Origin of the sequence: Microvirga lupini, assembly GCF_014191055.1 — a bacterium.
Lineage (GTDB): Bacteria > Pseudomonadota > Alphaproteobacteria > Rhizobiales > Beijerinckiaceae > Microvirga > Microvirga lupini_A.
Window position 1 is genome coordinate 1,145,292 of record NZ_JACHWB010000001.1, and the last position, 25,689, is coordinate 1,170,980.

22 protein-coding genes, 1 tRNA gene and 1 pseudogene are annotated in these 25,689 nt (G+C 59.2%); 14 read left to right on the top strand and 10 right to left on the bottom strand.

The genetic code is table 11. The features are described from left to right. Positions 1–86: 86 nt before the first annotated feature. From FHR70_RS05690 to FHR70_RS05735, 10 genes are all read left to right on the top strand, one after another. Positions 87–1,649 carry a 2-isopropylmalate synthase gene (locus tag FHR70_RS05690; RefSeq protein ID WP_183447932.1) on the top strand — a complete coding sequence of 521 codons (1,563 nt, stop codon included), beginning with the start codon at positions 87–89 and terminating at the stop codon, positions 1,647–1,649. Positions 1,650–1,945: 296 nt separating this feature from the next. Further along, positions 1,946–2,021 (top strand) — tRNA-Lys (locus tag FHR70_RS05695). A 526-nt stretch (positions 2,022–2,547) separates the two neighbouring features. Beyond that, a complete protein-coding gene (locus tag FHR70_RS05700; protein WP_210277476.1) occupies positions 2,548–3,528 on the top strand; it encodes a Bug family tripartite tricarboxylate transporter substrate binding protein in 981 nt (326 codons plus the stop codon). An 85-nt stretch (positions 3,529–3,613) separates the two neighbouring features. Beyond that, entirely contained in the window at positions 3,614–4,072 is a 459-nt protein-coding gene (locus tag FHR70_RS24575; RefSeq protein ID WP_183447936.1) for a tripartite tricarboxylate transporter TctB family protein, read from the top strand. Positions 4,073–4,080: 8 nt separating this feature from the next. Further along, a complete protein-coding gene (locus FHR70_RS05710; RefSeq protein WP_183447938.1) occupies positions 4,081–5,583 on the top strand; it encodes a tripartite tricarboxylate transporter permease in 1,503 nt (500 codons plus the stop codon). 172 nt (positions 5,584–5,755) lie between these two features. Next, entirely contained in the window at positions 5,756–5,911 is a 156-nt protein-coding gene (locus FHR70_RS05715) for a hypothetical protein (protein WP_183447940.1), read from the top strand. A 34-nt stretch (positions 5,912–5,945) separates the two neighbouring features. Then, positions 5,946–6,563 (top strand): SMP-30/gluconolactonase/LRE family protein, encoded by a 618-nt coding sequence (locus FHR70_RS05720; protein ID WP_246407800.1) that lies wholly within the window; start codon positions 5,946–5,948, stop codon positions 6,561–6,563. A 24-nt stretch (positions 6,564–6,587) separates the two neighbouring features. Continuing rightward, a complete protein-coding gene (locus tag FHR70_RS05725) occupies positions 6,588–7,343 on the top strand; it encodes an SDR family NAD(P)-dependent oxidoreductase (RefSeq protein ID WP_183447944.1) in 756 nt (251 codons plus the stop codon). Between the two features lie 159 nt (positions 7,344–7,502). Next, positions 7,503–8,480, top strand: a complete 978-nt coding sequence (locus FHR70_RS05730) for an NADPH:quinone reductase (RefSeq protein ID WP_183447946.1) — start codon at positions 7,503–7,505, stop codon at positions 8,478–8,480. Between the two features lie 447 nt (positions 8,481–8,927). Then, entirely contained in the window at positions 8,928–10,580 is a 1,653-nt protein-coding gene (locus tag FHR70_RS05735; protein ID WP_183447948.1) for a flavin-containing monooxygenase, read from the top strand. Positions 10,581–10,720: 140 nt separating this feature from the next. Here the strand turns inward: FHR70_RS05735 and FHR70_RS05740 are convergent, their stop codons facing one another. From FHR70_RS05740 to FHR70_RS05785, 10 genes and pseudogenes are all read right to left on the bottom strand, one after another. After that, positions 10,721–11,914, bottom strand: coding sequence for an NADH:flavin oxidoreductase/NADH oxidase (locus FHR70_RS05740; protein WP_183447950.1), 1,194 nt, complete (start codon positions 11,912–11,914; stop codon positions 10,721–10,723). Positions 11,915–12,007: 93 nt separating this feature from the next. Further along, positions 12,008–13,216 (bottom strand): acyl-CoA dehydrogenase family protein, encoded by a 1,209-nt coding sequence (locus tag FHR70_RS05745; RefSeq protein ID WP_183447952.1) that lies wholly within the window; start codon positions 13,214–13,216, stop codon positions 12,008–12,010. A gap of 138 nt (positions 13,217–13,354) precedes the next feature. Continuing rightward, entirely contained in the window at positions 13,355–14,248 is an 894-nt protein-coding gene (locus tag FHR70_RS05750; protein WP_210277477.1) for an SDR family NAD(P)-dependent oxidoreductase, read from the bottom strand. Then, a complete protein-coding gene (locus tag FHR70_RS05755) occupies positions 14,241–14,732 on the bottom strand; it encodes a MaoC family dehydratase (protein WP_183447954.1) in 492 nt (163 codons plus the stop codon). The genes FHR70_RS05750 and FHR70_RS05755 overlap by 8 nt, the downstream gene beginning before the upstream one ends. Next, positions 14,729–15,544, bottom strand: a complete 816-nt coding sequence (locus FHR70_RS05760; protein WP_210277522.1) for an SDR family oxidoreductase — start codon at positions 15,542–15,544, stop codon at positions 14,729–14,731. The genes FHR70_RS05755 and FHR70_RS05760 overlap by 4 nt, the downstream gene beginning before the upstream one ends. A gap of 7 nt (positions 15,545–15,551) precedes the next feature. Continuing rightward, complete coding sequence (locus FHR70_RS05765) at positions 15,552–17,369, bottom strand: acyl-CoA dehydrogenase family protein (RefSeq protein WP_183447958.1); 1,818 nt, start codon at positions 17,367–17,369, stop codon at positions 15,552–15,554. Positions 17,370–17,499: 130 nt separating this feature from the next. Beyond that, a complete protein-coding gene (bktB, locus tag FHR70_RS05770; RefSeq protein WP_183447961.1) occupies positions 17,500–18,681 on the bottom strand; it encodes a beta-ketothiolase BktB in 1,182 nt (393 codons plus the stop codon). A 59-nt stretch (positions 18,682–18,740) separates the two neighbouring features. After that, positions 18,741–19,355, bottom strand: a complete 615-nt coding sequence (locus FHR70_RS05775) for a 3-hydroxyacyl-CoA dehydrogenase family protein (RefSeq protein ID WP_343058731.1) — start codon at positions 19,353–19,355, stop codon at positions 18,741–18,743. Continuing rightward, a pseudogene (locus FHR70_RS24580) lies at positions 19,316–19,549 on the bottom strand (enoyl-CoA hydratase-related protein); the annotation flags it as partial. The gene FHR70_RS05775 and the pseudogene FHR70_RS24580, both read right to left, overlap by 40 nt. After that, a complete protein-coding gene (locus FHR70_RS05785) occupies positions 19,519–20,328 on the bottom strand; it encodes an enoyl-CoA hydratase-related protein (protein WP_183447965.1) in 810 nt (269 codons plus the stop codon). The gene FHR70_RS05785 and the pseudogene FHR70_RS24580, both read right to left, overlap by 31 nt. Positions 20,329–20,884: 556 nt before the next feature. Here FHR70_RS05785 and FHR70_RS05790 point away from each other — a divergent pair. The 4 genes from FHR70_RS05790 to FHR70_RS05805 all read left to right on the top strand — a co-directional run bounded on the left by FHR70_RS05790 (position 20,885) and on the right by FHR70_RS05805 (position 25,674). Beyond that, entirely contained in the window at positions 20,885–22,528 is a 1,644-nt protein-coding gene (locus tag FHR70_RS05790) for a long-chain-fatty-acid--CoA ligase (protein ID WP_183447967.1), read from the top strand. Positions 22,529–22,602: 74 nt separating this feature from the next. Next, positions 22,603–23,727, top strand: coding sequence for an acyl-CoA dehydrogenase family protein (locus FHR70_RS05795; RefSeq protein ID WP_183447968.1), 1,125 nt, complete (start codon positions 22,603–22,605; stop codon positions 23,725–23,727). 7 nt (positions 23,728–23,734) lie between these two features. Then, the gene (locus FHR70_RS05800) at positions 23,735–24,511 is read left to right on the top strand and encodes an enoyl-CoA hydratase/isomerase family protein (RefSeq protein ID WP_183447970.1); all 777 of its coding nucleotides are present in this window, start codon (positions 23,735–23,737) and stop codon (positions 24,509–24,511) included. Next, complete coding sequence (locus tag FHR70_RS05805; protein WP_183447972.1) at positions 24,511–25,674, top strand: acyl-CoA dehydrogenase family protein; 1,164 nt, start codon at positions 24,511–24,513, stop codon at positions 25,672–25,674. The genes FHR70_RS05800 and FHR70_RS05805 overlap by 1 nt, the downstream gene beginning before the upstream one ends. Positions 25,675–25,689 lie beyond the last annotated feature (15 nt).

The window sequence follows — 25,689 nt, forward strand, 5'->3', positions numbered from 1 at the left end:
GGGCGTTGCCGCCTGGGCTCTCAGGGGTTCTGGACAAGCAGGAACAACCTTGAGCCCGAAGGCTCCTCCCGAGAAGGACTAGACTGATGACCGCTTCCGTATCCGGCTCCCCCAAGGACCGCGTTCTGATCTTCGACACCACCCTGCGCGACGGCGAGCAGTGCCCCGGCGCCACCATGACCCTGGAGGAGAAGCTCGAGGTTGCGGAACTGCTCGACACCATGGGTGTCGACATCATCGAGGCTGGCTTCCCCATCGCCTCGAACGGCGATTTCGAGGCCGTATCTCTCATCGCCAAGCAGGTGAAGCGGGCAACCGTCGCGGGCCTCGCCCGTGCCATCTCGGCCGATATCGCCCGTGCCGGCGATGCCGTGCGCCATGCGGCTCGGCCTCGCATCCATACCTTCGTCTCCACCTCGCCGATTCACCTGGCCCATCAGATGCGAAAGTCGGAAGAGGAGGTGCTGGAGATTATCACCAACACCGTGACCCAAGCCCGCAATCTGATCGAGGACATCGAGTGGTCCGCCATGGACGCCACCCGCACCCCGATCGACTACCTGTGCCGCTGCGTGGAAGCCGCCATCAAGGCCGGCGCCACAACGATCAACCTGCCGGACACTGTGGGCTATGCCACGCCCGACGAATACCGGGCCATGTTCCGCGCTGTGCGCGAGCGCGTGCCGAACGCCGACAAGGCCATCTTCTCGGCCCATTGCCACAACGATCTGGGCCTCGCGGTTGCCAATTCCCTGGCAGCCCTGGAGGGCGGCGCGCGGCAGATCGAATGCACCCTCAACGGCATCGGTGAGCGCGCCGGCAATGCGGCTCTGGAAGAGATCGTCATGGCGATCAAAACCCGCGGCGACGTGCTGCCCTACGAGACCGGCATCGAGGCCACCATGCTGACCCGTGCCTCGAAGCTGGCGTCCGCCGCCACCTCGTTCCCCGTGCAGTACAACAAGGCCATCGTAGGCCGGAACGCCTTCGCCCATGAAAGCGGGATCCACCAGGACGGCATGCTCAAGAACGCCCAGACCTACGAGATCATGACGCCCGAGAGCGTCGGCGTCTCTAAGACGTCCTTGGTGATGGGCAAGCATTCGGGCCGGGCGGCCTTCCGCAACAAGCTGGAGGAGTTGGGCTACAGCCTGTCGGACAACCAGTTCCAGGACGCGTTCGAGCGCTTCAAGGAACTCGCCGACCGCAAGAAGCACGTCTACGACGAGGACATCGAGGCGCTGGTCGACCAGAACATCGCCATGGCCCATGATCGCATCAAGCTGGTCTCGCTCCACATCGTGGCCGGCACCCGCGGCCCGCAGCGCGCCACCATGCGGCTCCAGGTGGACGACCGGATCGTCGTCGAGGAGCAGGAGGGCAACGGCCCGGTGGATGCCACCTTCAACGCCATCAAGGCCCTGGTGCCTCACGAAGCGGTGCTGGAGCTCTACCAGGTCCATGCCGTCACCGAGGGCACCGACGCCCAGGCGGAGGTCTCTGTGCGCCTCTCGGCCGACGACCGCAGCGTGACCTCCCGTGCCGCCGACCCGGATACCCTCGTAGCCTCAGCCCAAGCCTATCTGGGGGCCCTCAACAAGCTCATGAGCCGGGGTGCCCGCCTGCATGCCCAGCACGCAGCGGAATGATTAAACGAGAAAGGCCCGTTGAGCGGGCCTTTCTCTTGGTCAGGGCAATGTCGAAGTCTCGAACCCTCAAGCTTAAGGGCTTGAGGCAACCCTCATCAGTAAACGTAGCATTTGTGGGTTCGGCCTGATCATTTTTGCTCGAAGATGCAACGAAGTTGGCCCATTTCATAAGGCTCCTGGGAAAATCCGCGCCTGAGGCAGAAAACCTTGCTTATAGGGCTAGACAGCGGGTACCCGGTTTGTTACACGCACGGCCTCTTCAGCGGTCATCGCGCCGCTGAATTCGCTTCGGCGACGGGTGTGTAGCTCAGTTGGTAGAGCAGCTGACTCTTAATCAGCGGGTCCAAGGTTCGAATCCTTGCACACCCACCAATAAAATCAATCGCTTAGATGGGGTTTAAGTTAGAACGGGCCAACCGTTTTACACCCGTTTTACAGACTTGGTTCTCTCTTCAACCTCTCTCGCTTCCGTATTGCGGACCCCGCAAGTCTAAGATCATGGCCAAGATAGTAGGCTCCAAGGATCGCCAATCGACCATTCGGAGCGGTTGCTGAGCATTCCGGTGGCGAGGATAAAGGCCTCGTCCTTTTCGGCCCGAAGGATCTGCGGCGTGGCATAGGTGATGGTGAGAGCGGCAGCCAAGCCCAATCCGAGCGGTGCCCTCGATTGGGCAAGTGGGCATGATTTTTCGCTGGGTTATGCCGGGTTGATCAATGGACCCTGAATCGGCGCTCATGTTCATCGATTGTACGACTAGTAGTCGTCGTTCCAAATTCCTGTATGTGAAAGAGAAGTCCCGGCCGCATACAGACATTGGTTCTCTTACATAGCCAACCTAGCATCCCTCCCTGCAACTCAGAAAATGTTGCACGAACTAAGAAATATGGGAGGAACATGATGTCGAAGTACGCTGTTACCATGCTGGGCATTGCCACATCCCTGACGATGGCTGTACCAGCCTTTGCTCAAACAGCGTATCCGACTCGTCCGATAACGTGGGTCGTTCCGTTTGCCGCAGGAGGCGTCACCGATACTGTTGCCCGCAAGATGGCTGGTCCGATGTCGAAGGTGCTAGGGCAGACAGTCGTGGTCGAGAACAAGCCTGGCGCAGGCGGCGTGGTGGGAACGGAGGCGGTCGCATCCGCCAAGAACGACGGCTACACGGTACTCTATACGTCGTCCGGCCCCATGTCGATTTTGCCTGCACTTCAGGCAGGCAAACTCTCTTATGACCCGGTCAAGAGTTTTACCCATGTTCAGGGTCTGAGCGTTGCCAATCAAATGATTGTTGCAACACCCAGCGCACCCTTCAGCACACTGCCAGAGTTGATCGCCTACGCTAAGGAGAACCCGAACCAGATCAACTACGGTTCTCCCGGCGTAGGCACCGCCCAGCATCTGGCGGGTGAATTGCTGCAATCGGCTGCAGGCATCAAGATGACCCACATCCCCTACAAGGCTGGCAGCAATCAGATGGTCGACCTCATGTCGGGTGTCATTCAGGTGTCATTCGAGTATTCGTCCGTCGTGGCGCCCTACGTCAGCGGAGGCAAGATGAAAGTGCTCGGAACGACAGGCTCGAAACGGGCGAGCGCCTATCCGAATGCCGTGACGGTGGTTGAGGCGGGTCACCCCGGAGCAGAAAATGCAGGCTGGAGTGGCATTGCCGTTCCGGCCGGCACGCCGTCGGAGGTCGTCGAGAAGATCGCAGCTGCCGCGCAAGCGGCTCTCAAGGATCCGGCAGTGGCGGAGTACTTCGAAAGCAACGCGATCCTCCCGCTGCCGGAGGTCGGCCCTGCTCAGATCAACGAATTTGTGGCAAGCGAAAGTGCGAAATTCAAAGCCGTCGTGGAACGCGCAGGTCTGGCTGTGAAGTGAGCCAGTAAAGCCCGTCTACATTTATTGCGACCTGCTTCCGCACCTGCGACGCAGGTGCGGAAGCGCCACGCTTCCGGAGACTGCAATGCCGATTTACAATCAGAGAGCTTTTGCGTCGGGTCTGCTCTTTGTCATTACAGCTCTCGCATTCTTTCTTGGATCGCGAGAGTACGATCTTGGCACTCCGGCTCAGATGGGGTCTGGCTTTTTCCCATCACTAGTGAGTGTATGTCTCGGAGGCGTCGGGCTCTTCATCATGCTTGGTGCTGTAAGGCGGAGATCTGCGCGGGAACGTCTTAGGACCTGGAATATTCGCCTGCTAGCTTGGATTGCGGGATCTGTCGCACTTTTCGCCTTCATGCTTCCCAGATTCGGTTTCGTCATCTCCTTGGTCGTGCTGCTTGTTCTGGCCAGCCTTGCAAGCCATGAAGCGCGCTGGCGCGGGATCGTCATCAACACTCTCGTCCTAGTAGCAATCGCGGTAGGAGCCTTCGTTTACGGCATCGACTTACAGCTTCCGCTCTGGCCCTCATTCATCAGGTAGAAACGCAGATGGATCTGCTGTCGAACTTATCAGTTGGTTTCACGACCGTCTTCACACCTGACAATCTTGCTTATGCTTTCCTGGGCTGCCTACTCGGAACATTGATTGGCGTGCTGCCGGGCCTCGGCCCACTCGCAACAATCGCGATGCTGTTGCCGATGACCTACAACCTGGCACCCGATTCGGCCTTGATTATGCTCGCGGGAATCTACTATGGCGCCCAGTATGGTGGTTCGACCACTGCGATCATCGTCAATCTGCCTGGCGAGTCCTCATCGATCATGACGGCAGTCGACGGACATCAAATGGCGAGGCGTGGAAGGGCGGGGGTCGCCCTTGCAACGGCGGCAATCGGATCGTTCTTCGCTGGATGCGTGGCAACCCTCGCCATCGCAGCACTTGCCAAGCCTCTGGCGGAAGTCGCGCTTCAGTTCGGTCCGAAAGAATACTTTTCATTGATGGTCCTAGGCCTCCTTCTTGCAATCGTCATTTCCGCAGATTCACTGCTGGAAAGCTTGGGCATGGTCCTCGTTGGGGTGCTTTGGAGCCTTATCGGGACCGACGTGAATTCCGGCACCCAGCGTTTTACTTTTGGCGTCACTCAGCTGTTCGACGGACTCGATTTCGTGCCTCTAACCATGGGCATCTTCGGCTTTGCCGAGATCGTGCGAAATCTTCAACAGCATGGAGCAGGGCAGGGTCTTACAGTTGAGAAGCTCACCAGTCTGTTCCCTACGCGGGCTGACTTCAGGCGCATGGCCGCACCAATTGCGAGAGGGACGTTCATCGGCACGATCCTAGGGGTTCTGCCCGGTGGTGGAGCCGCGCTCGCATCGTTCACATCCTATTCGGTCGAGAAGAAACTCTCCAGCAACCCCACCAGCTTCGGCCAAGGAGCGATCGAGGGTGTGGCCGGACCGGAATCCGCGAACAATGCGGGAGCGCAAACCTCTTTCATCCCCTTGCTGACGCTTGGCCTGCCGGCCAATGCGGTCATGGCTCTGATGGTTGGCGCGATGACCATTCACAACATTCAGCCCGGTCCCCAGGTCATGACGGCCAACCCATCACTCTTCTGGGGAGTGATCGCCTCGATGTGGGTCGGGAATATGATGCTGGTCATCCTGAATCTTCCCCTTGTCGGGCTCTGGGTGAAGCTTCTCAACATCCCCTACCGCTTTTTATATCCAGCAATCATGATGTTCTGCTGTATCGGCGTCTATTCGCTAAAGAACAGCACGTTCGAAATTTATGAGGCAGCGATCATGTGTATTGTCGGCTATGCCTTTCTGATGCTGAGATTGTCTCCCGCCCCGCTACTGCTCGGACTGGTGCTTGGCCCGCAGCTGGAAGAGACATTCCGTCGAACCATGCTTCTCTCTCGAGGCGACGCCACCGTGTTCTTCTCATCACCCCTGTCGGCAGTACTCCTCGCCATTGCGTTTTGTGCGGTAATTGCGATCGCCGTGCCAAGCATCCGTGGAAGGCGGGACAAGGCGCTTCAGGAGTAGTTCAATCCGGGCGCTGCCTGAACGCTCGCAGAGAAGCCAGTAATACACATGCATGTAATTACTCTCGCGGCGTTGACCCTGTCTGTACTCGATCGATAGCGTTCTGCCTACATTGCCAAAGAATCTCCAACGATATGGCGACACGATCTTGGCTTCAGGAGGAGCTGTCCGAATGAAGAAACTCTCACTTCTGGCTGGTGTATCCGCCATGCTCCTGGCCCAAGCAGGGGCTGATTATGCTCAGGAAAAATATACGGATGATGTCATCCGCGTCGGCGTCATGAGCGATATGGCAGGCGTCTATTCTGACAGTCGTGGCGCTCGGTGACGGGGTTTACATTTACGGTACGACGGATGGTGACTTGAGATCCGTCTTCAAGCTTCCCGATAGTGAGAAGGGTGTTCGCTTCAATGACGGCAAGGTCGATCCTTATGGCAATTTCCTTGCTGGCACCCTCACGATGGAGGGCGCTGCTCGCGGCAAGCTCTATCGGATAGCATCTAACGGGCGGGTGGCCATTCTCAAGACAGGCATCGCGATTCCGAACGCGATCTGCTTCACGCCGAATGGCCAGAGCGTCTATTTCGCGGATAGCCTTGAGAATTGCGTGAAGCTCTACAGGTACCTGCCCGACACTGAACAACTTAGCGAGCCGCTCCAGGTTCTGGACACGAAGGCATTGGGCTCGGCGCCCGACGGCGCTTGTGTGGATGCCGATGGCAATCTGTGGGTGACACTCGTGCAGAATGGCAAGATCGCCAAGTTCGACGCGGCGGGCAATGTCGCTGCGGTCTTCGAAGCGCCAGTCGATACCCCGTCCTGCGTAGCATTCGGCGGCAGGACTCTGCAGAGCCTCTACCTGACTTCCATCAAGGATACAGGCACCGGTCGTATTGTATCTTCCCATCCGCATGGCGGCCATCTCTTTGCATGCGAGGATCCGTCATTCCGCGGCATGAAGGATTATCTTTTCTCGTAACCGCATCTGTATCGGAGTGAGCCCATGAGTCAGGTCGCTATCGTGACCGGCGCCGCCCGCGGTGTCGGCCTTGCCATTGCCCAGCGTCTCGGATCCGCTGGGCGGACTGTCTATATGCTCGATGTGCTGGAAGCTGATCTTCGAGAAGCTGCCGGGAAACTCGGCCATGATGGGATACAGGCGATTCCCATGGCAATCGACCTGGCTTCCCAAGAGCAGATCGCAGATCTTCCGAAACGCATCGGCCAGTGCTTCGAAGACGTATCCATCCTAGTAAACAATGCTGGCATCGCGCCCATTGCATCGGACGGAAAGCCCATACTGGGCCCGGAGATCGCCCTTGAACAATGGGAGCGGGTCCTGACCATCAACCTGACTGCTCCATTCCGCCTGATGCAGATCTGCATTCCTGCCATGAGGCGAAGGGGGTGGGGCCGCATCATCAACATCTCGTCGCGGGCAGGTCGATCACCAGGCGGAAGCTCGGGTGCTGATTATGTCACTTCCAAATCCGGGTTGCTCGGATTGACGCGCGCCTTTGCCCATGACGTAGCCGCCTCGGGCATTACGGTGAATTCGATCGCGCCCGGACGGATCGATACCCCTATGGGCATGAGCTCGTCGGAGGATCTGTTGAGACTGGTGCGGGCGAAGATACCTGTCGCCCGGATCGGTCAACCGGAGGAGGTCGCTGCCCTCGTGGCCTTCCTCGCCGGCGAGGAATCGGGTTTCATCACCGGCGCTGTCATTGACATCAATGGCGGCGCGCTGATGATCTAGAGCCAGGGCTTCCCGATTGAGGTGTTAGGCGGCTGTGGGCAGATCTCCGACATGGAGCGCCTGAGCACGGTTTGATCGCAATGCTTGTGGCCTTCTGCTGGGGAGCGTCTCAGTTCAGCTACTTCGCTACTCCCCTCACCAAGAGACAGGAGCTACTCGATGCAGGCGGTTTGGTATGAACGTAATGGCCCAGCCCGTGAGGTGCTTCAGTTCGGTGAGATGCCTGATCCGGAGCCTGGGCAGGGTGAGGTGCGGGTGCGCGTCCATGCGTCGGGCGTCAATCCGTCGGATTGGAAGACCCGCTTGGGGTCCCGCCCCATGGTCGGGCCACGGGTCATCCCCCACAGCGACGGGGCAGGCGTCATCGACCGCGTGGGCGCGGGGGTCGACCCGGCGCGGATCGGCGAACGGGTCTGGATCTGGAGCGGCCAATGGAAGCGCGCCTTCGGGACCGCTGCAACCTATATTGCGCTGCCGTCAGAGCAGGCGGTGAAACTGCCTGATGCGATCTCCTTCGAAGTGGGTGCCTGTCTGGGTATCCCGGCGCTGACGGCTCATCGTACCATCACGACGGAGTGCTCGCCGGAGGGGCAGATTATCCTGGTCGCGGGTGGCGCCGGGGCGGTGGGGCATTGTGCGATCCAGATCGCAAAGCTGCTCGGGGCCGCTCAGGTGATCACGACTGTGAGCTCGTCCGAGAAAGCAGAGCATGCCCGAGCGGCCGGTGCCGACGAGGTGATCAATTACCAGACCGAATCCGTGCCTGACCGTGTCCGCGAGATCACGGGCGGTCACGGCATCGACCGTGTGGTCGAAGTCGACATGGCCGGAAACGCTTCGTTGCTTCCGAAGATCGTTGCAATAAACGGATTGTGCGTCGCCTACGGATCGAATACCCCCCAGGTGACCTTCGAGTTCGGCCCCATGATCCTCAGCGGCGCCGCAGTGCGGTTCTTCATCGACTACGAGCTTCCGCCCGAGGCTCGCAGCCGCGGCATCCGGGACCTGACCCGCTGGATGAACGAGGAGCGCCTGCAACATGCGATCGGCGCGATCCTACCCTTAGATCAGACGATCGAAGCGCATGAGCGCGTCGAACAGGGAACGGTGATCGGAAACTTGGTCGTGATACCCTGAAAAAAAGGATTCATGATCGGCCCCGTTTCAAAACGGATGCCCCGAAGGACGCTCAATACTCCGATCTGATACATTCGGATCTGGAAATGTATGCCCACCGCCATCGGCCAAGCTCACTGCCGATCAGCATTCGCCCCTTGATTTCAGGATAAGGCTAAGTCTGCGAAGAAGACGTCCTGGCAAGCTTTCACATTCATGAAAGTTTCCTTCGCATCCCCGATATCGTTGACTTGGATTGCCTCCGGTTCGATGCTTAGACATAGGGCCGCCGCAGGTAATGCCCTGGGAGAGACGCCAACACTCAGGTCTATTGGCTGGTCTCCGACATGTCGTTCACAGGGGCGCAGTCGGTCGGAGATCGGGCAGATTGGACTTGCAGTCTTCCATGTGGTCAGCAGCGTGGCAGTGCGCCCTGCGGCCGTCGAATGATAGAAGGGAAATGCTGACATGGTGCATGGCAACCGTACGGGTAGCAGCGATTCAAGCGCGCGGCGCATCGACGTGATCGTCGTCGGCGCGGGGTTCGCTGGTATGTATGCCACATACAAGTTCCGGCAGATGGGCAAATCGGTTGTCGGGATCGAGGCCGGCGGCGATGTCGGCGGGGTCTGGTACTGGAATCGGTATCCAGGAGCGCGCTGCGACCTGATGAGCGTCGATTACAGCTACGGGTTCTCCGAGGAGATCGAGCAGGAATGGACCTGGAGCGAGCAGTTCGCCGCGCAGCCGGAGATTCTTGCCTATGCCAACTTCGTGGCCGACAGGCTGGACCTTCGCCGCAGCTATTTGTTCAACACTCGGGTGACCAGCGCAATCTGGGACGAGAATGCAAAGCTCTGGCGCGCCACGACCGATCAGGACCAAGTCCTCGAGGCGCCCTACTGCGTCATGGCGACAGGGCCTCTCTCGGTGGCGAAGGATCCCGATATACCGGGCATCGATCGCTTCAAAGGCAGGCTTCTGCGCGCGCAAAAGTGGCCGCATGAGCCGGTCAGCTTTGAAGGCAAGCGCGTGGGTATCATCGGAACTGGGTCAACCGGCATCCAGATCGTGCAGACGGTCGGTCGGGAAGCCGGAGAGCTCTTTGTCTTTCAGCGCACGCCGAGCTTCACGCTCCCGATGCGCAATCATGTGCTCGAGCCCGATTACATCAACGAGATGAAGCGTCATTACCGCGCCATGCGCGAGGCCATGCGAAACAACCCGACAGGCGGTACTCGCCCGGCTACGTCGCGCCCCTTCTTCAGCCTGCCGCCCTCACAGCGCCGGCAGGTCATGGAACAGGCATGGGTGAACGGTGGCCATACCTTCCTGGGTTCTTTCGCCGATCTTCTGATTAACCAGGAGGCGAATGACCAAGTTGCCGATTTCGTGCGCGAGAAGATCGGTGAAATCGTGAAGGACCCCAAGACTGCGGAGGCGCTGAAGCCGCGGGGGTACCCGATTTTTGCCCGTAGGCCTTGCCTCGACACGGAATACTACGAAACCTACAACCTGCCGAACGTCCACCTTGTGGACCTGAAAGCGGATCCGATCGTGGAAATCACCGAAAAGGGGATCCGTACAGAGAGCGGCGAGACCGAACTGGATATTCTCATCTTCGCCACCGGCTACGATGCGCTCACCGGCGCGCTTCTGGCCTTCGACGTAGTCGGACGGGATGGATATACCCTGAAGCAGAAATGGGGCAGCGGCGCACGCTCCTATCTGGGCATCATGATGGAGGGTTTCCCGAACCTCTTCGCCCCAAGCGGACCGAATGGGCCCGCAGCTCTCGCGAACCTTATCACCATCGCCGAGCACGACGTCGATTGGATCGCCGAGATGATCGACTACATGGAGGCGAACGGGCTCACGACGGTGGAGCCAACTGCACAAGCCGAGGAAGGTTGGATGTCCCTTGTCGCCGCGCTCGCCGAAAAGTCACTGATCCGCAAGGCAAACACTTGGTGGGTCGGAGCCAATGTCAAAGGCAAGCCTCAAGGGCTTACCATGTTCATCGGTGGATTCCATAAATACCGGGAGCATTGCGCAACGGCGGCCCAGAACCGATCATCAAACTTTGTTTTCGACCAGGCCAATAAGAGCGCAGCCGCCTGACTACCGAATAGTTCGTCGCGAAGGGGTGTAGAGAGAAGCGGGGCCGAAGCTTGCGATCATCGACGGCAGCTTCAGCTCCGAGCATTCTGTGACCTGCAGGCAAGCGGCAGCGGCAGCGGGAGCAGAAGCAGCATTCCCTATTACTTCTTTGATTCGGCTGAAGGTCTATCCCACGTTGTGGATTGAGGCCGATCTGCTTGTTTGAACGTTTGTGGCGCAACGACACCGGGATGGGCTGTGGTGAAGCCGATCCAATTGTTGGGGCGGATACGAACATATTGCGGCGGATAGTCGGGATCGACACCGAGCGTGGCTGCCGCGTGCAGAGCCCAGCGCGGATTGTCCAGAAAGGCCCGCCCGATCGCGACCATGTCCGCGCGTCCTTCCATGATGATATCATCGGCCAGCTTGGGGTCCACAATGAACCCAACGGCCATCGCCGTCAGTCCTGTTTCCTTTTTGACACGCATCGCGAATGCGACTTGGTGTCCGGGCGTCGCTCGGGGAATCTTCGCATCCGGAACAAGGTTTCCCGCTGACATGACCGCATAATCAACGCCTATTTCCTTGAGCGCCTGACACAGCACGATCGCGTCATCCAGCGACAATCCATCAGGGTGCCAGTCCTTACTGTTCACCCGGAAGCCGAGCGCCTTGCTTTGGGGCCAGACGGAGCGTACTGCGCGAGCCACTTCGAGGGCAAAGCGTAGGCGGTTGTCGAGAGAGCCTCCCCAGGTATCGGTTCGCTTGTTGGTCAGTGGCGACATGAACTGATGTATGAGATAGCCATGCGCGCCATGGATCTCGATCAGATCGAATCCGGCGCGATCTGCACGTCGTGCCGCCTGAGCAAAGGCCGTGATGACGCGGAGAATGTCGCTCTCAGTCATTTCGACAGGAGTGTGCCAGCCCTCATTGTAGGAGGTGGCTGACGGTCCATAGGTCTGCCATGCCCCTTCGCCGATATCGAGCCACTCGCGCGTAGAGCGTGTCGAGATGGACTGGCATGAAGCGCGGCGCCCGGCATGGCCGAGTTGGATGCCTAATGCCGCGTGGGAGTAAGCTTTTGTCGCCCGCACGATACGGGCAAGAGCTTCTTCCTGCTCGTCATTCCAGAGCCCGAGGCAACCATGGGTGATGCGTCCTGCCGCCTCTACGGCCGTAGCCTCTGCAATCACGAGGCCTGCACCGGACAAAGCAAGGCTGCCGAGATGGATGAGGTGCCAATCCTGTGCCACACCATTGACGGCGCTGTACTGACACATGGGCGAGACAGCGACACGATTGTCAAGACGCAGACCACCGAGGGAGATGCCACTGAAAAGTTTGCTCATGGGCCGCAGTCCAATTGCTTGAAGGGACGGTTAAGGCAGGCCCGCTGTCTCATCGGGGCAGGATGCAAATTCAAGTATCTGTTCTGCAACATTCTATGTCTCTTTAACCGGCCAGCTCCAGAAGCCTGGGCCTTCAGCAGTCTGCAGACGATTGAGCACCATGCGGTGTACCTCGTCGGCTCCATCCACCAGCCGAGCCTGCCGTGCATAGCGGTAGATCCACTCCAGCACGGTGTCCTTGGAATAGCCGCGTGCTCCATTGATCTGGATGCCTGTATCGGCGGATTGGTGCAGCAGATTGGCGACGTGGATCTTGGCCATGGACACTTCCTTCCGGGCAAAGCTGCCTTGATCGAGTGCCCAGGCGGCTTTCATGACCAGCAGTCGCCCGATCTCGATTTTGAGGGCGAGATCGCCCAGCATCAGCTGAATGCTCTCCCGGTCTGCGAGGCGTTGGTCGAATCCGGTACGCTCGGCCGCGTAGGCTTGAGCGATCTCGACGCAGCGCTTCGACAGGCCGAGCCAGCGCATGCAATGGGTCAGGCGGGCAGGACCGAGGCGGATCTGCGTCACCTTCAGTCCTTGACCTTCTCCAAGGAGCACATTCTCTTTAGGAATCTCAAGGCCGTCGAATTCGATCTCGCAGTGGCCGCCATGTTCCTCAGGCCCCATAATCGGGATCCGGCGCAGAATCCGCCAGCCCGGCTGGTTCTTGTGGAACAGGAAGGCCGTGAGACCATAGCGAGGATCGTCCGAAGTGCGGGCGACGAGGATGAAGTAGCCGGCCTCTTCCGCACCCGTGATGAACCACTTGCGTCCGTGGACGACATATGTGCTTCCGCGCTTCTCCGCTCGGGTCTGAATCATGCTGGGATCGGAGCCGCCGCCGGGGTGTGGCTCGGTCATTGCGAAGGCGGAGCGTACTTCGCCGCGAACGATGGGCTGCAGCCAGCGCTCCTTCTGCTCGGGCGTGCCTGTGGCCTCCAAGACCATCATGTTGCCATCATCGGGCGCGGCGGAATTGAAAACCACGGGGCCGAAGATCGAGCGGTTCATAGCCTCGTAGCAGACCGCCATGCCGACCTTGCCGAGGCCTGCGCCGCCCGTCTCCGGCTTGAGCTGGAGGCACCAGAGCCCTTCGGCCTTGGCCTTGTCGCGTAGCGCCTTCAGGGGAGCGAGGGCAATGTTCTCGTGCGCGTCATAGGAGGCGTGGTCGGACTCAAGCGGAAGGATCTCGCGCTCGATGAAGCTTGCAATGCGCACACGGTAGTCCTCGATGTCAGGCGAGATGCGGAAGTCCATGCGTGCAATCCCATAGATTAGAAGGAACGGGTCGCCTGGCCGGTCCTACAGGACGGTCATCAGCACTCTTTCGGCCTATTCCCATCCTGGTCAACCGAAGCCATACCGATGATCCACCTGCGCCGTGGCGATACGCACTTACTTGCGTAACCTTACTCCAGATGCTCCTGCGGCACGCGTCACAAACTTGCTGGTTTGATCGAATGCCGTATTGAGCGGGGCTGCCGTGGCTATGTCGGCGATCTCAAGCATATGCCGAGCGATGCCCGCAGGGGTTCGCTCGCTCTCCGGCAGGAACTTGCCTTCTGTCTCGATGATGTGCGTGACCGCGAAGGTGCCTGCCCCCGCACCCAGAATCATCTTTGATGGAGCGTTCTCGCCTACGAGGTAGAGCACCGCAGGTGTGACCGTATCGGGGGAGAGGAGCTGTGCCTCCTCATCCGAGATCAGCCCGGCCGTCATATTGGTTGCCGCCGTTGGAGCGAGGCAATTGACGCGGATGTCGTACTTCGCACCTTCGAGATGCAGCACGTTCATCAGGCCGATCATAGCAGCCTTGGCTGCGCCATAGTTGGACTGGCCGAAATTGCCGTAGATGCCGGAAGCGGAGGACGTCAGAACGATGCGGCCATATCCAGCGTCGCGCATGAGGTCCCACACCGCCTTGATGCAGTTGAAGGTGCCTTGCAGGTGAACCTTGATGACGAGGTCGAAGTCGGCGGGTTCGAGCTTCGCAAAGCTTTTGTCGCGCAGGATCCCGGCATTGTTGACGAGAATATCGACGCGGCCCCAGGTCTCGACCGCCTTGGCCACCATCGCATCGACCTGAGCCCTGTCGCTGACGTCGGCGGTCGCGGCGATTGCCTCTCCGCCGGCTGCCTTGATTTCCGACACCACAGCCTCGGCGCTGGTCAGGGCAATGTCGCTGACGACGACCTTTGCGCCCTCCCGGGCTAGGCCGATCGCATGACTGCGGCCGAGGCCCGCACCTGCGCCAGTGACGATGGCGACGAGTCCTTCAAACTCACCCATGATTGGATACCTCTTGCTGCAATGTTGTCAGGATGAGCCAATCGGCTGCAAGGGCAGGGCGGCTCTGGCTCTCCACTTCCACATTCACATGATAGGAACAGAGGATCTGGGTGTCGCTCCGCCTTGTCACGCCGTTGAGAGTGAAGCCGCCGCGCACCCGTACTCCGGCGGGAACTGGGCTCAACATGCGGATCTTGTCGAAGCCGTAGTTGACATTGGCCGTCATGCCATTGATTGGCCGCAGACCTGTCTCGACCATGCGGCTGAGCAATGACAATGTCAGGAATCCATGGGCGATCGTTCCACCGAAACCGGTCTCCCTCGCCTTATCGGGATCGACGTGAATGTACTGATGATCCTCCGTCACATCGGCGAAGTCGTTGATCCTGGCCTGATTGATGAGGATCCAGTCGGATTGGCCGACCCTGGTGCCGACGAGAGCTTCCAGTTCGTTGAGGCTGATGGAGGGCCGGGGATGAATCATGCGTCGTCATTCCGGAACATGTGTTGGCGGGTTTGGCTCGTCATGCCGCCGTCAACGGGGAGGATCGCACCGGAAACGAAGCTCCCACCGCGCCCGCAGAGATAGAGGAGAGCGGCCGCCATGTCGTCCGGACGTCCCAGACGTCCAGCTGGAACTGTCGATGCCGCTTCCCCGGCTCCATGAGCGTCACCCAAGGCATAGGCGGTCATCTTCGTGGTGAACGGGCCGGGGGCGATGGCGTTGACGTTCACACCGCGCGGGGTGAACTCATTGGCCAGAATGCGGGTCAGATGGTGCACTGCCGCTTTGGATGTCGCGTAGGAGTAGGCACGGTCGGCCAATGGTAGGGTGCCCACCATGGAGCCGACATTCACGATTCTCGACGGCTCGCCCTCAATGCTAGAAGCGATCAGCATCGGCATGAGATGTCGTGTCAACTCGAAGACGCCCATTACGTTCACGGAAAGCACCTTGTCCCAAGCCTGCCATCCAAACTCCTCGAAATCCGCACCCCAGGTTGCGCCTGCATTGTTGACCAGGATATGGAGCTGGTCGGTGCGCGCACGAACCTGGTCTACGAGCGCTGCCACCCCCGCTTCATTACCGACATCACCGCCAAATCCCTCGCAGGCGCCGAGTGCGCGCAGTTCAGCGGCAACCACCTCGCATTGCGACGCCTTGCGTGAGGCTATCAGTACCCGGCCCCCTGCCTTGAGCAGCGTTTCTGCGCAGATGCGACCCAGCCCCGTGGCGCCACCTGTGACCAAGGCCGTACGGCCTCTGAGATCGAAGAGGTTTTCGAACATGATCAGATGTCTCTTACTGTTCAACTCCGAAGACGCCGAGCGGAACCGTTGCCGGTAAGGGCGAGCGGTGGGCGAGGTGGTGGAGGGCGTTCGTCACGCGCGGCATTTCCGTCTGGAAGTAGAAGTCGCAGCAGGCGACCTTCGTCTCCTGGAGAGGGGACTTAGTCGTCGAAGTCACAAGGGCTTGGTCGAGCCACAGCCAGCCGACCACCAGATGGCCGAAGGCTTGAAGAAGCTCCGTGGCGTTCGACAGCATGACGTCGCGTCCGACATCCTGATAGCCCTGCGCTAGGCTGACGAATTCGTCCCAGACAGCCTCCAGATCGGCCGCATGGTTGCGCAGGCGCTCGTCCGCTGCAGCGGCGGAGATGCAGGTGCTGCGAATGCGCTTGCCAAGGGTAATCAGGGCGGCGCCCCCGTCCTTTTGAATCTTGCGCCCTACGAAGTCGATGCCCTGAATGCCGGTTGTGCCTTCGTGGATTGGGTTGAGGCGATTGTCGCGGTAGAGCTGTTCCACATCGAAGTCCCGTGTGTAGCCGTAGCCGCCATGGATCTGAATGGCGATATCATTGGCTGCCAGTCCCCATTCAGAGGCCCATGTCTTCGCTGCGGGTGTGAGCAATCCCAGAAGGAGATCGGCCTCGGCGCGCTCCTCATCCGTCTCCGCCGTCTCGCGATCATCGACGAGGCGCGCCGCATAGAGGATTAGCGACAGCGCCCCTTCCGCATAGCACTTCTGAGCCAGCAGCATGCGGCGAACATCAGGGTGGGCGATCAAGGGAACCGGGTTATTGTTGCGCTCCAGCCGGCCCTGCATTCGTTCCTGTGAATAAGCGACCGATAGGAGATGTGCGCGGCACGCAACGGATGCAGCACCCAACCCGACATTGATCCGGGCCTCGTTCATCATATGGAACATGATGGCAAGTCCCGCGCCCGGTTCTCCTACCAGATAACCGACGGCTCCGGCTCTCCCGCCGGGCCGAAAGCGTGTTCCCTCGCCGAAATTCAGCAGGCAGTTCGACGTGCCGCGATAGCCCATCTTGTGATTGATTCCAGCCACATCGACGTCATTGCGGATGCCGGGGGATCCGTCCTCCGCAAGGATGAATTTCGGCACGATAAACAGGGAGATTCCCTTTGTGCCTTCCGGAAGGCAGCCGTCAGTCTCGGGGATCTTGGCGAGAACGAGATGGAAGATATTCTCAGAGATGTTCTGGTCGCCTCCGGAGATCCACATCTTGTTGCCCGTGATGCGGTATTGCGGCCCGTAAATGCTATCCCCGTCGGGCTCTGCGCGGGTCCGAATGTCGCCGAGGGAGGATCCAGCCTGCGGCTCGGACAGGCACATGGTGCCCAGCACCCGGCCTTCGATCTGCGGACGCGCAAAGGCTTCCGCTTGAGCGGGTGAGCCATGGGCGACGAGCAGGCGAGCATTCGCGATGGTGAGCATGGCATAGGCGGATGTTGCGAGATTCGCTGCCATGAACAGACCCAGGCCAGCGGCCTGGACCAGCTCGGGAAACTGCAAGCCTCCATAGGTTTCAGGGAATGGGGCAGAGAAGAATCCGGCTGCGGCAAACTGCTCGAGGGCCCGCTTGATCTGCGGCAAAACCTCGACACCTTCCTCCGTCAGCGTAGGCTCGATCTGATCGGCCAGCTTGTAGTGCGTCAGAAACTTGTCACCCGCCAGCTCCTCGGCCAAATCCAGATAAGCCGAGACTTCGGCGAGGTCATGCATCGCGAAGGAGGGACGCGCCAGGAGCTCGTCGACCTTCAGCCATCGGTTCAGCAGGAAGTCGAGGTTGGAGCGATCAATGAGAGATGCCATTCAAAACTCCGTTAATCGTCGCAGCAGGTCACGGGTGGCGGCTGTGATCTGATGCGGCAGAGAGCAGGTCCCTATGCGGTTCAAACCTAGCCGCGGGAAACGCCTCATTTTGTTACGAATACCGCAGGCGTCAGACGCGTTCGACCGCGAGCGCGATGCCCTGGCCACCGCCAATACACATTGTGATTAGACCATAGCGCCCTGAATTCCGACGAAGATGATGCATCGCTTTGATGATCAGGATTGCTCCGGTCGCACCGACAGGATGGCCGAGCGCAATGGCGCCCCCGTCGGGGTTGACCTTGCTCTCGTCGAAGCCGAGCTCCCGCGCGACCGCGATGGCTTGTGCAGCGAAAGCTTCGTTCGACTCGATAACGTCGAAGTCGCCAATTTTCATCCCCGTGCGGGCGAGGAGATTTCGGACGGCCGGAATGGGACCAAGTCCCATGACGGAGGGATCGACGCCGGCATGAGCATAGCCGACGATCCGCGCCATCGGCACAAGGCCCTTGTCGCGCGTATAGGTCTCTGAGGCAAGAACCAGTGCGGCAGCCCCATCATTGATACCCGATGAGTTGCCTGCGGTCACGACACCGTCTTTCTTGAAAGCGGGCCTCAAGCCCGCAAGGCTATCTGCCGTCGTCTCGCCTTTCGGGTATTCGTCCGTGTCGAAGGTGAAAGTCTTGCGTCCTACCGAGACCTCGATGGGAAGGATCTGCTCCTTGAAGCAGCCTTCCCTGATGGCAGCGGCTGCACGATGTTGGCTTTCCGCCGCATAACCATCCTGGTCGCCGCGCGAAATGCTGCAATGTTCGGAGATGTTCTCCGCCGTAATGCCCATCAGACCATGGCCAAACGGATCCATTAACGTGCCGGTCAGACCGTCGATCAGGGTCGTGTCACCCATCTTCTGCCCAAAGCGCCCGGTCTGGAGATAGTGCGGCGCCTGGCTCATCACCTCGGCGCCGCCAGCCAGAGCAACTTGTGCATCGCCCAGCATGATGCTCTGGGCTGCTGAAACGACGGCTTGGGCGCCGCTGCCGCAAAGCCGGTTGACGTTCATGGCCGGCGTTTCCTTCGGGATGCCTGCGCTGACGGCGGCCACACGGGACAGATATGCGTCACGCGGACCCGTCGGAATCACGTTTCCGAAAACCACGTGACCGACGGCCTCGGGGGGAACGTCGGCGCGCTTGAGCGCTTCAGCTGCAACAAGCGCCCCAAGCTTGGCTGGTTCGTAGCCGGAGAGGGAACCTCCAAAGGTGCCGATGGCAGTCCGGACTCCGGACAGGATCACGACAGATTCGGTCATGTTGTATTTCCTATTCTATTGAACGTGCTCTGGAGCAATGTTGCTGTTCGCTCCGCAATTCAGATGGAGAACATCGGGCCGCCCTTTTGCCGGGGAAAGCCGTAGCCGGTGATCATGACAACATCGATATCGGCGGCACTTTCGGCAATGCCTTCGGCCAGGATCGCCTCGCCCTCCGTGCGCATCACCTTCAGGATGCGGGTCATGATCTCGTCTGGTGTGAATGAGCGCCGTTTGAACCCACGTGCGGCGCTCTCCTCCAGGATGACCTGCACGACGAAAGCTGACGGCGCCGGCTTTCCCGATATATAATCGTAGAAACCGGCGCCTGTTTTCCGTCCCAGTCGCCCGGCTTCGCAGAGACGATCCGAGATACGGGAATAGCGCTCTTCGGATGGCCGAGTCGCAGCACGGCGCTTGCGCATGGCCCATGCAATGTCGAGACCGGACAGATCTTGGACCTCATAGATCCCCATCGCGAAGCCGAACCGCCGCATGGCGGCATCGATCTCCTGCGGCAGGGCTTCCTCCTTGAGCATGAACTCGCAGTCACGGCGATATGCGGACATGATGCGGTTGCCGATGAAGCCATCGCAAACGCCTGCGACGACAGGCGAGGAGGTTTTCCAAATTCCTTGATGTGCGCACCGGACACGAAGGTGCGGCCAGCGCACGTCAGAACAGCGACGCGAACCGAGATATCGTCATTGATCTGCGAGATGGCCTTCAGCAGCCCTTCACGAACGGCTTGGCTGATTGCAGTGACCGGTGGATTGTCGATCGTGATCCGGGCAATCCCATCCACAACGGACGAAGAAACAGGCGAGGGGAGCGACATCAGAGTTCTCCCGACCGTCCGGTGAAGCATGCCGGTCTTTTCTCCAGAAAAGCGATGACGCCCTCCCGGTAGTCAGGGGTGCGTCCAGCCTGGCCCTGAATCTCCGCCTCCAGCTCGAGTTGCGCCTCCAGGGAATTGGCGCTCGAAGCGTGGATGGCTTGCTTTATCCACCCGAGGGCCAGGGTCGCGCCGCCAGCAATTTGGGCCGTATAGTCACGTGCTGTCTCCAGCAGTTCCTCGTCTGAGTGGATCGAAACCACGAGCCCTGCCTGATGTGCTTCCTGGGCGGTGAGGGCTCCTCCGGTCAGGGCCAGAGCCTTCGCACGCAACTCACCGAGCGCACGGGTCAGGAACCAGCTAGATCCCGCGTCGGGTCCAAGCCCGATGCGCGAGAAGGCAAGAATGAACTTGGCCCTTTCGCTGGCGAGAACAAGATCGCAGGCAAGCGCGACGCCCACACCCGCTCCTGCAGCAGCGCCATTCACAGCACAGACAACCGGCACCCGGAGTGCGCGGATGAGACGGATCAGAGGATTATAGTATGTGGTCACCGTTTGGTGCAGATCAGGCGGACCGTCGAGCTTGCGGGGGTCACGATCCGACAGATTCTGCCCCGCACAGAAGGCTTTCCCGGCTCCCGTCAGCAGGATGGCCCGACAAGTCTTGTCCGCACCTGACGCTTCGAGGGCCGCCATCAGGGCGCACTGCATATCAGGGCTGAAGGCATTCAGCTTCTCAGGACGGTTCAGCACGATCTCGTGCCATGTCTCGTGGCGGGTCACCAATACGGGGGCGATGGAATTCATCATCTCTGCCTGTTTGTGTGAGACACAAGTTTTCCTGCAACGGCAGGGCTGAGCGATTGATTATGCCGTACCCCATCGTCCAGTCTTTTGAGACAGTAAGGCGTAGCTGATCTCAACTAGGCAGGGCATAGCGAATGGGATTAATTTATGCTGAACCCAGTTTTGGAACGTCAAGCGAGCCCAAAGGCTGAGAGGGCAGGGTGTTGCCGGCGAGTTCAGATATTCTGTTTCGACTCATACAGAGCGAAGGTCTATACGAGGCTTTGTATAAAGTTGCTACTATTGCATTAAGCATCTAAAAATAAAGGTATAATTTATTCGTTCTGCAAATGGACGATAAGCTTTCCTAGCCTCAGCCAAGACGTTGACTTCAGAATTTGGTGCTGAAAATTCACATTTGTGATACATTCCATGTCCGATCGAGGGCGACCTTTTTCATGTCCATGAATTTTTCCTGCGCCCCCTTATGCTTGAACCCAATTTGATTTCTTATGGGCGGCATCAAGAAAAACAGTGTGGGCGAGTGCTTCATATCGCACGTCCCTGAGGAGAAAACGCCATGCTCGGCCTGATGCAGGATCGCCAACTCCTGATTTCGTCCCTGCTACAGCATGCACAGCAATACCACCCTCATACCGAGATCGTGAGCCTCACATGTGAAGGCGAAACGATCCGCACGAATTATGCTGGTCTTGCACAACGGTCGGCCAAGCTCGCACAGTCATTGGCTGCCCTTGGAGTAAAGCCAGGGGATCGCGTGGCAACCCTGGCGTGGAACACGCATCGCCATCTTGAGCTCTATTACGCGGTCTCTGGCATGGGAGCGATCCTGCACACAGTCAACCCGCGCCTTTTTCCGGATCAGATCGACTATATCGTCAATCACGCCGAGAGCTGCGTTCTTCTCTTCGATATCACATTCGAATCGCTGGTCAGCTCGCTGCAGCCCAAGTTGGCCAAGGTCCGGGCTTTCATCGCTATGACGGACGAAGCGCATATGCCTGTCAGCATCGAGGGGTGTCATTGCTATGAGACGCTAGTCGAAGCCCAGGACGGTAGCTACACTTGGCCACAATTCGACGAGAAAACCGCATCCTCCCTCTGCTATACCTCAGGCACGACCGGTAATCCCAAAGGCGTTCTCTTTAGCCATAGATCGACCGTCCTGCACTCATTCATCGCATGCCAGGCCGATGGCCTGCAGCTCTCGAGCGCCGATTCTACGCTCTTGGTTGTGCCACTCTTCCATGTGAACGCATGGGGAATCCCCTATGCATCCGCCATGTGTGGTGCAAAGCTTGTCCTCCCAGGCCCTCAGCTCGACGGTAAGACGCTGTTCGACCTAGCCGTACAGGAGAAGTGCACATTCTCGCTCGGTGTGCCGACAGTCTGGTTGGGTTTCTTCAAGCATATAGAGGAGACGCCCGGCGTCGATGTCGCCGAGCTTCGACTGAAACGTGTGGTCATTGGTGGCTCTGCCGCCCCGCGCGCGCTGATCACGAAGTTCGACAAGATCGGGATTTTCGCGATCCACGCCTGGGGAATGACTGAAACCAGCCCTCTTGCAACAATTGGAAATCTGCTGCCCAAGCACGAAGCATATAACGAGGAGCAGAAGACCGATGTCCAGGTGAAGCAGGGGCGTGCCATCTATGGGGTGGAGCTGCGCATCATCGGCGAGTCCGGCAGGCCCCTGCCGCACGATGGGACGGTCGCTGGAGATCTTCAGGTGCGTGGGCCGTGGGTCACCTCCGGGTATTATGGCGGCAAGAGTGGAGATGCCCTGGACGCTGAGGGCTGGTTCTCGACAGGCGATGTAGCGAAGATCGACAGCGACGGTTACGTCCAGCTCACCGACCGTTCGAAGGACGTCATCAAGTCTGGCGGCGAGTGGATCAGCTCAATCGACCTTGAGAATGCAGCGGTCGCACATCCTGATATCCAAGAGGCTGCAGTCATCGGCATTCCTCATCCGAAGTGGCAGGAGCGTCCGCTCCTGATCGCGGTGCGGAAGGCCGGCGCCCATCCGAGCGTGGATGACATCAAGCTGTTCTTGGCCGAACGGGTCGCCAAGTGGTGGTTGCCGGATGACATCATCTTCGTCGACGAGCTGCCGCACACGGCGACCGGAAAGCTTCACAAAGTGAAACTGCGCGAAGCTTTTCACGCTCAGTTCAATAGCTCTGACGTCTGTGCGCAGTAATACGAAGCGCTGCCCCCAAGCTGCCCAATCCAGCAATCTACATGCGCCTATGCGCGATTTGATGCGAGGTTTTGATGCCGCAAACCATGTTTGATGATCCAGATGGTACCTTAGCGATGCTGAGGAACAGTGTAGCCGGGTTCGCAGCTCAGAGTCCCGGCGCCAAGATCCTTCGGGAGCGTCGTGCTGCGAGGAAAGATCTCGACCAGAGTATCTGGAACGGCATGGCTGAAGCGGGATGGCTCGGCCTGTCGCTGCCGGAGGCTATGGGTGGATCGGGACTTGGACTGCGGGAGCAGGCCGTTCTGAGCGAAGCCCTTGGTCGAGAGTTGATCACTGAGCCGCTGGCACAGCTTGCCGTGTTCGCTGGTACACTCGTCGCGGCATTTCCCGATAATGCCGAAGTGCAGCGGTTGGGGCAGGGGATTGCCGATGGATCCTTGATCGTCTCGCCCCTCTGGCAGGGAAGAGATGCAGGACGCGCGAGCGCCGTCATGAAGCGCAGCGGCAATAGTCTTCTTCTTTCAGGCGACTACCATTTTGTCAGCGCGCCTCGTTCCGCGACCGAATTCCTTGTTGTGGCGGAGTCTGACGAGGGGACCGCCTTGGCGAGTGTCGGTGCGAAGTCCGAAGGGGTTTCAGTCAGTCTGCGTCCAAGTGTCGATGGCAACCAGATTGGCTCAATTACGCTCTCCGGGGTTGAGATCTCGGGAGAACGCGTCATCGCCTCCGGACCTGATGTCGATGGCGCGCTTGCCCGCGCCATCGAGGTCACACGGTTGGCACTTGCCGCGGAACTCGCGGGCATTGCGTCGCGTGCGCTTGAGATCACCGTTGGCTATACCCGCAACCGGGTACAGTTCGGCAAGCCCATAGCCTCCTTCCAGGCGGTCCAGCATCGGCTCGTCGATATGTGGGGCGATGCCGAGTTTGCCTGCGCCGCTGTGGTCAATGCCGCCGAGACGGCGGTATCTGGAAAGGGCAAGGACGCTACTCTTGCCACGCTTGCCGCTAAGGCGCGCGCCGGCGACGCCGCCGTGAGCGTTGCCCGTCGTTCGGTGCATCTGCACGGGGCCATGGGGTTTACCGACGAATGTGACATCGGACTCTATCTGAAACGCGCAATCAATCTGAACGCGACGTTGGGCCAGCCAGAAAAACTGCGGCTTCAATTCGTGGCACTGGAAAGAGCGGCTTGAGGGAAATATGGAAAACAATCTCATCAAAACCACGATCGAAGATCACATTGCTGTCGTGACGATGGATGCGCCACCCGTCAATGCTCAGTCACGTGAGTTTGTCGAGGAATTGATCTCGGTGTTCGACGAGCTCAATGAGACGCCGACTGTGCGCGTCATTGTGCTGACCGGCGCTGGAAAGGTCTTCTCGGCCGGAGCGGATATCAAGTCCCGTGGCAAGGTCGGCGCTGTTCCAGGCGATACTTATCGCCACCTGCGGCGAACCCGGGAAATCGGCTTTTCCATCATGGAATCCAACAAGGCCGTCATTGCTGCCGTGAATGGCCCGGCTCTCGGAGCCGGCATGGGGCTCGCCGTCTGCTCCGACATCATTCTCGCATCCGACAATGCCGTATTCGGACTGCCGGAGATCGATATCGGCCTCATGGGCGGAGTGCGTCACACGATGCGCCTTTTTCCGCACTCGCTCACCCGGCGGATGGTGCTTTCCGGATATCGTGTTCCGGCCGAAGAACTCTATCGCCGTGGCATTATTGAAGCCTGCGTTCCGCGCGAACAGCTCATGGACGAAGCCATGAAAATGGCCCGGACCATCGCGAGCAAGAGCCCGATGGCCCTTAAGCTGGCCAAACGCGCCATCAATACTGTCGAGACTATGGGGCTTAAGGATGGCTACCGGTTCGAGCAGAACCTAACTGTCGAGATGACGCAGCACGAAGACAGCAAAGAAGCCATGGCCGCCTTCCTCGAGAAACGCCCCGCAGTGTTCAAGGACGTGATCTGATGAGCACCCAACAAGACTGGAACGCCCTCAGCGATGAGGAATTCCGCCGCATTTTTCGAGATTGGGTCGAGGAAAACTGCCCAAAGGAGCTGCGCTTCATGCGCAAGCAACGGCCCCTGTTCGACGAGGTGGCCGTCTGGTACCATAACTTGGCTCGAAAGGGCTGGCTCGCTCCGGTCTGGCCCCAGGCCTATGGCGGCATGGGTCTCAATCCCAGTAAGCACATCATCTACGTCGAGGAATGGGCTCGGATGGGCTGCCCGCGAATTCCCGACCATGGCATCGGCCTTGTCGGCCCGCTACTGCTGCAATACGGCTCCGAGGAGCAGAAGCAGCATTTCCTGCCTCGGATCATCTCCGGCGAGCATGTCTGGTGCCAGGGATACTCTGAGCCGAATTCCGGATCGGATCTTGCCAGCCTCAAAACCTCTGCCGTCCGGGAGGGTGACGAGTTCGTCGTCAACGGACAGAAGATCTGGACCACGCTTGCCCATTGTGCCAACTGGGTCCTGTTACTCGTGCGGACGAAAAGGGTTGAGGGAAAGCGCCAGGAAGGAATTTCGGTGCTGCTGGCTGATCTGCGGACACCTGGGGTCACGATCCGTCCCATACCGAATTTGCGTGAAGAGGCTGACTTCTGCGAGGTCTTCTTTGACAATGTCCGCGTACCGGTAGCCAATCTCGTCGGCGAAGTCGACAAGGGCTGGACACTTGCCAAGTCTGTTCTCGGCCACGAGCGCATCTTCCTCGGTGCACCAGCGCGCCCCGAATATGCTTTGACGCGGCTGGAGGCTCTCGCCGAAGCGACAGGGGCCTTTGAGGACAAGGCTTTCCTGTCACGCTACGCGAAGCACCGGCTGGATGTTTACGACCTGGGTTCGGCCTTCGAGCGTTTCGCCAAGGTCCTGCGTGCCGGGGGAGACTTGGAGGCTGATGTTTCCGTATTGAAGATTTTCAACACGGAACTCTATCAACGCATCACCGAGGAAATGCTGGAGATCGCCGGAGAAGACGCGCGCTTCGAGGACGATCTAGATGCAGGCGAAATCCAAGTCGATGCCATGAATCTGTTCCTCGACTCGAGAGCGCCCGCTATCTTTGGTGGATCAAACGAGATTCAGAGAAATATCCTGGCTAAAGCAGTGCTGAATTTGCCAGGATAAGTAATTTCATGACAA

Excerpts from the sequence above, each read along its gene's own strand:
- FHR70_RS05750 (WP_210277477.1), bottom strand. The coding sequence starts at position 14,248 with ATGGGTGAGTTTGAAGGACTCGTCGCCATCGTCACTGGCGCAGGTGCG.
- FHR70_RS05700 (WP_210277476.1), top strand. The coding sequence starts at position 2,548 with ATGTCGAAGTACGCTGTTACCATGCTGGGCATTGCCACATCCCTGACG.
- FHR70_RS05800 (WP_183447970.1), top strand. The coding sequence starts at position 23,735 with ATGGAAAACAATCTCATCAAAACCACGATCGAAGATCACATTGCTGTC.
- FHR70_RS05765 (WP_183447958.1), bottom strand. The coding sequence starts at position 17,369 with ATGGCATCTCTCATTGATCGCTCCAACCTCGACTTCCTGCTGAACCGA.
- FHR70_RS05735 (WP_183447948.1), top strand. The coding sequence starts at position 8,928 with ATGGTGCATGGCAACCGTACGGGTAGCAGCGATTCAAGCGCGCGGCGC.
- FHR70_RS05710 (WP_183447938.1), top strand. The coding sequence starts at position 4,081 with ATGGATCTGCTGTCGAACTTATCAGTTGGTTTCACGACCGTCTTCACA.
- bktB (WP_183447961.1), bottom strand. The coding sequence starts at position 18,681 with ATGACCGAATCTGTCGTGATCCTGTCCGGAGTCCGGACTGCCATCGGC.
- FHR70_RS05730 (WP_183447946.1), top strand. The coding sequence starts at position 7,503 with ATGCAGGCGGTTTGGTATGAACGTAATGGCCCAGCCCGTGAGGTGCTT.
- FHR70_RS05740 (WP_183447950.1), bottom strand. The coding sequence starts at position 11,914 with ATGAGCAAACTTTTCAGTGGCATCTCCCTCGGTGGTCTGCGTCTTGAC.
- FHR70_RS05690 (WP_183447932.1), top strand. The coding sequence starts at position 87 with ATGACCGCTTCCGTATCCGGCTCCCCCAAGGACCGCGTTCTGATCTTC.
- FHR70_RS05715 (WP_183447940.1), top strand. The coding sequence starts at position 5,756 with ATGAAGAAACTCTCACTTCTGGCTGGTGTATCCGCCATGCTCCTGGCC.
- FHR70_RS05805 (WP_183447972.1), top strand. The coding sequence starts at position 24,511 with ATGAGCACCCAACAAGACTGGAACGCCCTCAGCGATGAGGAATTCCGC.
- FHR70_RS05725 (WP_183447944.1), top strand. The coding sequence starts at position 6,588 with ATGAGTCAGGTCGCTATCGTGACCGGCGCCGCCCGCGGTGTCGGCCTT.
- FHR70_RS05790 (WP_183447967.1), top strand. The coding sequence starts at position 20,885 with ATGCTCGGCCTGATGCAGGATCGCCAACTCCTGATTTCGTCCCTGCTA.
- FHR70_RS05785 (WP_183447965.1), bottom strand. The coding sequence starts at position 20,328 with ATGATGAATTCCATCGCCCCCGTATTGGTGACCCGCCACGAGACATGG.
- FHR70_RS05795 (WP_183447968.1), top strand. The coding sequence starts at position 22,603 with ATGCCGCAAACCATGTTTGATGATCCAGATGGTACCTTAGCGATGCTG.
- FHR70_RS05745 (WP_183447952.1), bottom strand. The coding sequence starts at position 13,216 with ATGGACTTCCGCATCTCGCCTGACATCGAGGACTACCGTGTGCGCATT.
- FHR70_RS24575 (WP_183447936.1), top strand. The coding sequence starts at position 3,614 with ATGCCGATTTACAATCAGAGAGCTTTTGCGTCGGGTCTGCTCTTTGTC.
- FHR70_RS05755 (WP_183447954.1), bottom strand. The coding sequence starts at position 14,732 with ATGATTCATCCCCGGCCCTCCATCAGCCTCAACGAACTGGAAGCTCTC.